The organism is Streptomyces sp. NPDC054961, from assembly GCF_053609145.1.
Map to the genome: position 1 here is coordinate 84,713 of NZ_JBSGWY010000003.1, position 5,251 is coordinate 89,963.

The window sequence follows — 5,251 nt, forward strand, 5'->3', positions numbered from 1 at the left end:
CGCGCGCCGCCCCGCCGGCGCGGAGGCCCCGCGCGCCCGGCCCGGGCCGCGCGCCCCGCGCGCCCCGATGGGCAGGTCGTGCGGCGGCGGGGGCGCGCCGCTACTGCTTCTCGGCGCCCTGCTTGAACTCCAGCGCCGCCGCCATCGCCCCGAGCTGCTCGAAGGAGCCCGTCCCGGTCACCACCGTGACGTAGCCCTGCTCCTGGCGCACGAGGGCGTCGTACTTCTCGCCGTCCCAGCGCTCCCAGACCTGGTCCCCGACCTGCTGGGTCTGCCCGGTGGCCGTCGCCTTCTTGGTGACCTTGCCGATGTAGCCCGCCGTGGCGTCCGTGGACTGCTCCACCGCCACGTACTGCTGCTGCGGGTCCAGGAAGCCCAGGTGCCAGGCGTTGGCGTTCTTCCGCTCGAAGCCCACCGAGGTCGCCCGCCACTCCTCCGGCAGCCCCACGGGGGCGGCCAGGGGGTACGGGGCCGCGCGCCGGGCCGTCAGTGTCTCGACGCGGTAGTCGACCACTCGCGTCGGGTCGGCTTTCTCGTCATGAGGGATGAACATGTAGATGCCGCCCACGATGAGGCCGATCACCCCCAGCGAGAGGACCATGTCCCGAACCGTCTGCTTGCCCTTCATACCTGCCACGTGACCATCGTCCCGCATCGCCGGCACAGATCTTCGCCGGGGTCGGCGTGGCGCCCCCGCGAGCCCCTCGTACCCCCTCGCACCCCCTCACGCTCCGCCGCACCCCGGGCGTTTCCCCACAAGACGTCCGCTCAGGACAATCCGCTGACCGATATTCCGCTCATACGTGACCCGGTCTGCTCAATTTATCGACGTACCGATAGAGTCCAGGGACCCTCACTCCCGGCCGTCGCCGTACAGAAAGGTGCGCTCCGATGACCGAGCACAACCTGCCGCCCCAGCTCGAAGTCTCCCCGGAGGCCCCCGACCGCAACCTCGCCCTGGAACTCGTCCGGGTCACCGAGGCCGCCGCCATGGCCGCGGGCCGCTGGGTCGGGCGCGGCGACAAGCTCGGCGCCGACGGCGCCGCCGTCAACGCGATGCGGACCCTGATCTCCACCGTTTCGATGAACGGCGTGGTCGTCATCGGCGAGGGCGAGAAGGACGAAGCCCCGATGCTCTTCAACGGCGAGCGGGTCGGCGACGGCACCGGTGCCGAGGTCGACATCGCCGTGGACCCGATCGACGGCACCACCCTGAACGCCAAGGGCATGCCGAACGCCATCGCCGTCCTGGCCGCCGCCGACCGCGGCACCATGTTCGACCCGTCCGCGGTGTTCTACATGGAGAAGCTGGTCACCGGCCCCGAGGCCGCCGACTTCGTCGACATCAACGCCCCGGCCTCCGTCAACATCCGCCGCGTCGCCAAGGCCAAGCGGATGGCCGTGGAGGACGTCACCGTGGTCATCCTCGACCGCCCCCGCCACGAGGGCATCGTCAAGGAGATCCGCGAGACCGGCGCCCGCATCAAGTTCATCTCCGACGGCGACGTCGCCGGCTCGGTCATGGCGGTCCGCGAGGGCACCGGCGTCGACCTGCTCCTCGGCATCGGCGGCACCCCCGAGGGCATCATCTCGGCCTGCGCCATCAAGTGCCTCGGCGGCACCATCCAGGGCAAGCTCTGGCCCAAGGACGAGGACGAGCGTCAGAAGGCCATCGCCGCGGGCCACGACCTGGACCGCGTCCTGCACACCGACGACCTGGTCTCCGGCGACAACGTCTTCTTCGTCGCCACGGGCATCACCGACGGCGAACTGCTGCGCGGCGTCCACTACCGCTCCGCGACCGCGACGACCTCCTCCCTGGTCATGCGTTCGAAGTCGGGCACGATCCGGCAGATCGACTCGACCCACCGGCTCTCGAAGCTCCGCGCGTACAGCGCGATCGACTTCGACCGCGCCCAGTAGGACGCGGCCAGAGCGCCACAGACCACCGTGGGCGTGCCGGAGACGGCACGCCGGAAGGGGCGTTCCCGCGTGCGGCGGGAGCGCCCCTTCCGTGTGTCCGGTCCGTGCGCCCGGTCCGTATGCCCGGTCCGTCATGCCCGGCCGCGCGCGCCTCCGCGGCAGCGCGCCTGGGAGGACGCGTGCCTACGAGGCCTCGCGCAGCTCCCCCGCCCGGCGCCGCCGGCGCGCCAGCACCACCCGGCGCTCGGCGGCCGTGAGCCCGCCCCAGACGCCGTACGGCTCCGGCTGTATGAGTGCGTGCTCCCGGCAGGCGACCATCACGGGGCACCGGGCGCAGACCCGCTTGGCGGCCTCCTCCCGGGAGAGCCTGGCGGCCGTGGGCTCCTTGGAGGGGGCGAAGAACAGCCCGGCCTCGTCCCGCCGGCACACCGCGTCCGCGTGCCAGGGACCGTCCTCTTCCCTGGCCGGCACCCGCGGCTTCGGCACGGCCGCCGCGGGCCGTCCCTGAAGACTCTGGACGGCGGCTACCTGCAGGGACTGGCGCAGCGGATGCGGCACGGTCTACTCCTGACGACGTATACGCGAGCGAGAGACGATGCACCTGTCCCTACCCGCTGTGCGCGCCCCTATGCACCGAGTGCCGCCGATCCGCGAGGTTCGACCGAAATCCACCGCCGGTCTCCGGCCGGTGTCCGCCACTCACCCGGCATACGCCCGGTACCTATGCGCCACCCGTCCGGCACGGACCGGACGCGGTCAACTCCCGGGGCGCTTGCGGAGCTTGAGCGCCAGGTCGACCAGGCGGGCGCCGGACTTGCGCCGGGCCTCGATGTTGCCCAGCAGCGCGAACCCCCGGACGATCACGACCGGCGCGTGCGGGTCGGTCGCGCCGGCGCCCTCGCCGTGCACCTCGACGTTGCCGAGGACCCCGCTGCCGTAGCCGCGCAGCGTGACGTTCTCCGGGACCAGGATCTCGACGTTGCCGAGGACGCAGGTCACGTTGATCTCGGTGACCTGCTGCGCGAAGACGGCCTCGGTGAGGTCGATGGAGATGTCACCGAGGACGGAGACGGCGCGGGTGTGCGCGCCCGGCCGCCAGCGGCCCTTCCGGGAGGAGCTGCTGCACACCGCGACGAGGGTCTCGGCCGGGGTGCCCACGGGCTGCCCCGCGTACCCCTCGGGGCCGTACGCGGGCTCCTGCCGGGCGCCGGCACCGGGTGCGGGGAGGTCGCGCACGAGGACGTCCAGCTCGCCGACCGTCTTGAAGGCGTACAGCGAGTCGAGGCGGTCGGAGTGCTCTTCGGCGCTGAGCCGGCCCTCGGCCAGGGCGTCGGCGAGGATCTGCGCGATCCGGTCCCGGTCGGCGTCGGAGGCGCGCAGCGCGCCGGCTGCTGCAACTGCGGGGGCGGCGGCTGCCGCGGGGTGCTTTTCCAGGTCCACGTCACCCAGCATAGCGAGACACGATAGATCGCGATACTCCCCCGACGGGGCCCAGTGAGCCTTACCTCACAGACAAACGTCCCCGCGGAGGTCCTACGCTTGACACCGCGCTGCCAATTGGTCGTCAGCGCCGTCTGCCGAGTGAGGACTGACTGCCGTCATGCCAGAGTTTGCGTACACCGACCTGCTGCCCCTGGGCGAGGACACCACCCCCTACCGACTGGTGACCTCCGAAGGCGTCTCCACCTTCGAGGCCGACGGCCGTACGTTCCTCAAGGTCGAGCCGGAGGCGCTGCGCAAGCTCGCCGAAGAGGCGATCCACGACATCCAGCACTTCCTGCGCCCCGCGCACCTCGCGCAGCTGCGCCGGATCATCGACGACCCGGAGGCCTCGGCGAACGACAAGTTCGTCGCGCTCGACCTCCTGAAGAACGCCAACATCGCGGCGGCCGGCGTGCTGCCCATGTGCCAGGACACGGGCACGGCGATCGTGATGGGCAAGCGCGGCCAGAACGTGCTGACGTCGGGCGCGGACGAGGCGGCGCTGTCGCGCGGCATCTTCGACGCGTACACCCGCCTCAACCTGCGCTACTCGCAGATGGCCCCGATCACCATGTGGGAGGAGAAGAACACCGGCTCGAACCTGCCCGCGCAGATCGAGCTGTACGCGACCGACGGCGGGGCGTACAAGTTCCTCTTCATGGCCAAGGGCGGCGGCTCCGCCAACAAGTCCTTCCTCTTCCAGGAGACCAAGGCGGTCCTCAACGAGGCCTCCATGATGAAGTTCCTGGAGGAGAAGATCCGTTCGCTGGGCACCGCGGCCTGCCCGCCGTACCACCTGGCGATCGTGGTCGGCGGCACCTCGGCGGAGCACGCGCTCAAGACCGCGAAGTACGCCTCGGCGCACTACCTGGACGAGCTGCCGACCGAGGGCTCCGCGCTGGGCCACGGTTTCCGTGACCAGGCCCTGGAGCAGCAGGTCTTCGAGCTGACCCAGAAGATCGGCATCGGCGCGCAGTTCGGCGGCAAGTACTTCTGCCACGACGTCCGCGTCGTCCGCCTCCCGCGCCACGGCGCCTCCCTGCCGGTGGCCATCGCGGTCTCCTGCTCGGCGGACCGCCAGGCCACCGCGAAGATCACCGCCGAGGGCGTCTTCCTGGAGCAGCTGGAGACGGACCCGGCGCGGTTCCTGCCGGAGACCACGGACTCGCACCTGGACGAGTCGGCGGACGTCGTCTCCATCGACCTGAACCAGCCGATGGACGAGATCCTGGCGACCCTGAGCAAGCACCCGGTCAAGACCCGGCTCTCGCTGACCGGCCCGCTGGTCGTGGCGCGCGACATCGCGCACGCCAAGATCAAGGAGCTGCTGGACTCGGGCGCGCCGATGCCGCAGTACCTCAAGGACCACCCGGTCTACTACGCCGGCCCCGCGAAGACCCCCGAGGGCTACGCCTCCGGCTCCTTCGGCCCCACCACGGCCGGGCGCATGGACTCCTACGTGGAGCAGTTCCAGGCGGCGGGCGGCTCCAAGGTCATGCTCGCCAAGGGCAACCGCTCGCAGCAGGTGACGGACGCCTGCGCCGCGCACGGCGGCTTCTACCTCGGCTCCATCGGCGGCCCGGCGGCGCGCCTGGCCCAGGACTGCATCAAGAAGGTCGAGGTCCTGGAGTACGAGGAGCTCGGCATGGAGGCGGTCTGGAAGATCGAGGTGGAGGACTTCCCGGCCTTCATCGTGGTCGACGACAAGGGCAACGACTTCTTCCAGAACCCGGCCCCCGAGCCGACGTTCACCCACATCCCGGTCCGCGGCCCGGGCCTGTAGCGCATCCCCCGAGGGGGGGGGGGGGCCCGACGAGCGGCGAGGCGCGCCGCCGGAGGAGCCGGG

General features: G+C 71.3%; 5 protein-coding genes. 2 read left to right on the plus strand and 3 right to left on the minus strand.

Annotated features, from left to right (window positions below; genetic code table 11):
* Positions 1–100: 100 nt before the first annotated feature.
* Positions 101–628: a DUF4245 domain-containing protein gene (locus ACWF9Z_RS04520; protein ID WP_453597828.1), complete on the minus strand. Its 528-nt coding sequence runs from the start codon at positions 626–628 to the stop codon at positions 101–103.
* 263 nt (positions 629–891) lie between these two features.
* Here ACWF9Z_RS04520 and glpX point away from each other — a divergent pair, with 263 nt between their 5' ends.
* On the plus strand, positions 892–1,923 hold the full coding sequence (glpX, locus tag ACWF9Z_RS04525; protein WP_453597375.1) for a class II fructose-bisphosphatase: 1,032 nt from the start codon (positions 892–894) through the stop codon (positions 1,921–1,923).
* A gap of 183 nt (positions 1,924–2,106) precedes the next feature.
* Here glpX and ACWF9Z_RS04530 read toward each other — a convergent pair whose 3' ends face one another.
* Together ACWF9Z_RS04530 and ACWF9Z_RS04535 are read right to left on the minus strand one after the other, a co-directional pair.
* Positions 2,107–2,481, minus strand: a complete 375-nt coding sequence (locus ACWF9Z_RS04530) for a WhiB family transcriptional regulator (protein ID WP_453597377.1) — start codon at positions 2,479–2,481, stop codon at positions 2,107–2,109.
* A gap of 198 nt (positions 2,482–2,679) precedes the next feature.
* Entirely contained in the window at positions 2,680–3,363 is a 684-nt protein-coding gene (locus ACWF9Z_RS04535) for a DUF1707 SHOCT-like domain-containing protein (protein ID WP_453597379.1), read from the minus strand.
* A gap of 160 nt (positions 3,364–3,523) precedes the next feature.
* On the opposite strand from ACWF9Z_RS04535, the gene ACWF9Z_RS04540 reads away from it, so the two are divergent.
* The gene (locus tag ACWF9Z_RS04540; RefSeq protein ID WP_453597381.1) at positions 3,524–5,188 is read left to right on the plus strand and encodes a fumarate hydratase; all 1,665 of its coding nucleotides are present in this window, start codon (positions 3,524–3,526) and stop codon (positions 5,186–5,188) included.
* The last annotated feature ends 63 nt before the right edge of the window (positions 5,189–5,251 follow it).

Bases quoted from the DNA above. Each gene is read 5' to 3' on its own strand.
- glpX (WP_453597375.1), top strand. From the start codon at position 892: ATGACCGAGCACAACCTGCCGCCCCAGCTCGAAGTCTCCCCGGAGGCC.
- ACWF9Z_RS04520 (WP_453597828.1), bottom strand. From the start codon at position 628: ATGAAGGGCAAGCAGACGGTTCGGGACATGGTCCTCTCGCTGGGGGTG.
- ACWF9Z_RS04540 (WP_453597381.1), top strand. From the start codon at position 3,524: ATGCCAGAGTTTGCGTACACCGACCTGCTGCCCCTGGGCGAGGACACC.